Here is a 3,473-nt window from a genome sequence, read left to right on the forward strand (position 1 = left end):
GGCATGTTGTAGACCGGCGACGGCCCATGCAACTGATCGATGAACCACAACCGGCTCTGCGCAAACGACAACGGAACAGCTACTGGGCGCTCACGGGTCGTCAACGGCTCCAGCCCGTCACCCTCGTCACCGATACGCGGAGCCAACTGAGCGACCGTTGGCGCCTCGAACAACACGCGCACCGAAAGCGCGGCATTCAGCGACTTATTCACCGCGGCGACCACCCGCATCGCCGAAATGCTGTCGCCGCCCAGTTCGAAGAACGAGTCATCAACCCCGACCCGCTCCACACCCAGCACCTGGGCGAAGATTCCGACCAGAATCTCCTCCGCCGCGGAGGCCGGCGGTCGGTGAATGCCTGCGGAGTACTCCGGCGCCGGCAGCGCGCGGGTGTCGAGTTTGCCGTTGACCGTCAACGGCAGCGCATCAATGGCCACCACCGCCGCGGGAACCATGTACGCAGGCAACCGCTCGGCCAACGCCGCACGCATCCCGGCCACATCAGCAGTCCCGGTCACATAACCCACCAGGCGTTTATCACCGGGACGGTCCTCGCGGGCGATCACCACCGCCTGCTCCACCCCATCCAGCGCGGCCAACGCCGCCTGAACCTCACCCAACTCGATGCGATACCCACGGATCTTCACCTGCTCATCAGCACGACCCAGATACCGCAACTGCCCATCAGCACCCCAACACACCAAATCCCCGGTGCGATACATCCGAGCCCCAAGCCCGCCGAACGGACACGCCACAAACCGCGACGACGTCAACCCCGCCCGGCCCACATACCCGACCGCCACACCGCGACCCGCGACATACAACTCACCGACCACCCCGGCTGGCACCGGACGCAACCGGTTGTCCAAGACAAACAACGCCGCTTTGCGCACTGGCGATCCGATCGGCACCACACCCGAACCCGCAGCCAACGGCGCACTGATCGCCACACACATCGTCGTCTCGGTCGGACCGTAGGCGTTGATCATCACCCGACCCGGCGCCCACCGATCCACCACCTCGGCCGGACACGCCTCACCAGCCACCACCAACGCCGTGGTTTCCAAGCCGTGGGACGAGATCGCCGCCAGCGCTGAGGGGGTCTGGGTGAGTACGCTGACCTGTTCGCGAATCAACAGTTCGTGCAGATGTTCTGGTGAGCGGACGACATTTTCGGGCACTACTACCAGTCGCCCACCACGCAGTAACGGACCGAAGATCTCCCAAACCGAAACGTCGAACGTCAAGGAGTGGCACTGCGACCACACACCGGCCGACGGGAGGCCGGCGTCCAGTGACTCCAGCAACTGCGTCACATTGCGGTGGGTAACCGCCACACCCTTGGGCACACCCGTCGTGCCCGACGTATAGATCAGGTAGGCAAGGTCTTCAGGGGTCGGTGCCCGTAGATCGCTGGCGGGGTAAGTCTCGATGACGGGGTCTTCGACATCGATGACGGGCGGGCCCTGCCCCTCCAGCCGGGGAGCCAGCGTTGCAGTGGTGATTGCGGCGATCGGCGCGGCGTCGCCGAGAATGAACTCCACCCTTGAAGACGGGTGCGCCGGATCTAGTGGTACGTAGGCCGCCCCAGTCTTGAGTGTTGCCAAAATCGCTACAACGGCCTGCGCTGAGCGCTCAGCCAGCACCGCAACACACGAACCCGGGCCCGCCCCGCGATCGACCAGTGCATGTGCCAACCGATTCGAAGCCTCATCGAGCTCGCGATAGGTCATCGAACGAGCGCCGAATGTCAACGCTGCTGCATCCGGGGTATCCGCCACGTGCGTGGCGAACAATGCCGGAATCGACACCGGGGCAGGCACTTCCGCAGTCAATACCGCGCGATTACCCCACCCGTCCAACCGGGCATACTCACTCGCCTCGAGCACATCCACCGACGACACGCGCCGAGCCGGATCGGCGACCATCGAATCAAGCACGCGCCGCAGCCGCTCGATCAGGGCCTCGATGCTGGCCGCGTCGAACACATCCGTGCGGAACTGCACGCTCCCACCGATTCCCGCAGGCTCACCGTCCGGGTTCCAGCGTTCAGCCAATGAAAACGCCAGATCCAAGCGGGCAGTGTGAAGGTCGACCGGCAGCGACGCGACCTCTAGCTCGCCCAAGGTAAGTCCAGCGACCGGATCATCGTCCTGCTGGTTCTGCCAGGCGAGCATCACCTGAACGAGTGGGTGGTGGGCCAGTGATCGGGTCGGATTGAGTCGCTCGACGAGCACCTCGAAGGGCACGTCCTGATGCTCGTATGCGGCCAGACTACGGTGACGCACTTGGGCGAACAGGTCGGCCACGGTGGGATCACCCGCCAAGTCGACTCGCAGCACCAACGTGTTGACAAAGAACCCGACGAGATCGTCGAGCGCGGGATCACGCCGCCCGGCAATCGGGAAACCGACCGCGACATCGGTGCTGGAACTGTGTGCCGCAAGCAGAACCGCGAGGGCGGCTTGAACCACCATGAAACTGGTCGCACCGTGCTCGCGAGCCACCGCGCTCACCCGCTGCTGCAGCTCGGCCGACCAGTCAACGGTCACAGCGGCCCCGCGTTGATCGGCGACGGGCGGGTACGGTCGATCCGTCGGCAGTTGCAGTCGCTCGGGCATTCCTGCCAGCGCGCCCTGCCAATACTCCAGCTGCGCGGCGATGCGGCTGTGGTCATCACTGAAATCACCGAGCTGCGCGCGCTGCCACAGCGTGTAATCGGCATACTGCACCGCCAACGGCGCCCAATCCGGCGCCGCACCTGCAGACCGGCTGGCAAAGGCCACACTCAAATCGCGCACCAGTGGCGCCAGCGAAACACCGTCGGCTGCGATGTGGTGCACCACTGCCACGAGTATGTGTTCATCGGCGGTGACGCGAAAAAGCGTGGCCCGCAGGGGGATTTCGGCGGCTAGGTCTATCGGGCGCTGCGCGGTGTTCGCGACCCCTTCCTCCAACTCAGAAGTCGACCAACCGGTCGCATCGACGATCCGCCACCCCAAGTCGGCACTTTCGGCAGGCACCACCAACTGATGAGGCATCCCGTCAACCGACGGGAACATCGTTCGCAAGCTCTCGTGACGGCCCACCAGGTCGGCCAGGGCCGCGCCCAACGCCTCAACGTCGAGATGTCCCCGTAACCGCAGTGCCACCGCCAGGTTGTAGACCGCTGATGGTCCCTGCAACTGATCCAGGAACCAGAGCCGAGTCTGGGCAAAGGACAACGGAATTACCGAGGGCCGCTCACCTGCCCGCAGCGGTTCGAGCCCACCACCGCCGGCCCCGACAAGCGGCGCCAACCGAGCGACCGTGGGCGCCTCGAACACCGTGCGCACCGGCAGAGCGACATCAAGAGCGGTGTTGATCGCCGCGATAAGCCGCATCGCGGACAACGAGTCGCCGCCGAGTTCGAAGAATGATTCGTCGACCCCGACGCGCTCTAGTCCGAGGACTTGGGCGTAGATACCGGCCAG

1 protein-coding gene is annotated in these 3,473 nt (G+C 64.9%); it reads right to left on the bottom strand.

Translation table 11 applies throughout. The features are described from left to right. On the bottom strand, positions 1-3,473 hold a 3,473-nt coding region (locus BST47_RS29990), incomplete at both ends, for a non-ribosomal peptide synthetase (RefSeq protein ID WP_122984575.1).

Origin of the sequence: Mycolicibacterium tusciae (assembly GCF_002086795.1) — a bacterium.
GTDB lineage: Bacteria > Actinomycetota > Actinomycetes > Mycobacteriales > Mycobacteriaceae > Mycobacterium > Mycobacterium tusciae.